We start from the raw sequence: 1,078 nt of genomic DNA on the forward strand, positions 1-1,078 counted from the left end.
CAAAATAAAATTAGTGAAGTGGTAATAGGCATTGCCGGTTGTGGTGGTATAGGTGGTGCTGTAGCCGAAAGGTTAGTAAGATTAGGAGTTCGTCATATAAAAGTAGCAGATCCAGATTATTTTGAGCTTTCTAATATTAATAGACAATTTGGTGCATCTTTGGATAATCTTGGAAGAAATAAGGCAGAAGTAGTTGGAGAATCTATATTTAATATTTCAAGAGATGTAAATGTTGATGTTTATCCTGAAGGTATTAATAATAATACTGCTGATGATTTTGTAGAAGGTTGTGATTATGTTTTAGATAAAATTGAATTATTTGAATTAGAAGCTCGCTATGCATTACATAGAGCTTTTCAAAAGAATGAAAGATGTAAATTTATGTTAACTGTGCCAGTATTTGGTCATAGAGCTTTCTTCTTTAAATGGACTAAAGATTCAATGTCAGCTGAAGATTATTTTGATATCAAGCCAGGTTCAGAGCTAGATGAAAAAAATACAAGAAAAATAGTTTATTCTCTTTTTCCAGAATACCCTCAATTTCCATCCAAAGAAAGATTAGATGATTGGTTAATTAATAATAAAGAATGCCCTATCTTTGCTGGATGTCCCCCCTTAGCTCAAGGTCTTTTAGTAGAAAGATTGAGTTTTGAAATAACTGGTCTGAAAGATATTCCAGAATATAAAGAATTACCGTCAACTCCAAGTTATTCTATGTTTGATTCAGCCTCTTGGGAAACAAAAATTGTAGAAAGAGAGGAAAATAAAATTGATTAATAACTTATTATCGATGAAGAATGTGAATCTTACTGATATTAATACTATTTTTGAAAAAGCAGATTATTATGAAAAAGCTTTAAAAAATGGAAAAGTAATTAAGGATTTAGAAGGTAAAATTCTTGCTACGCTTTTTTATCAACCAAGTACCAGAACTAGAATGAGTTTTACAAGTGCCATGTATCGATTAGGTGGACAAGTCATAGATATGGGGGGACCTAAAGTAGCACGCACTGATGATTATTTTGACGAGAGTATGTCAGATACTATTAAATATATTGAACAGTATTCAGACATCATG

At 31.4% G+C, this 1,078-nt stretch carries 1 protein-coding gene and 1 pseudogene; both read left to right on the forward strand.

The features are described from left to right. A partial coding sequence (locus tag B1729_RS20505) for a ThiF family adenylyltransferase (protein ID WP_204318988.1) occupies positions 1 to 777 on the forward strand: 777 nt, incomplete at its 5' end. A 13-nt stretch (positions 778 to 790) separates the two neighbouring features. Then, positions 791 to 1,078 (forward strand): annotated as a pseudogene (locus B1729_RS20510) (hypothetical protein); the annotation flags it as partial.

The organism is Microbacterium sp. B35-04, from assembly GCF_010634885.1.
Taxonomy (GTDB): Bacteria; Actinomycetota; Actinomycetes; order Actinomycetales; family Microbacteriaceae; genus Microbacterium.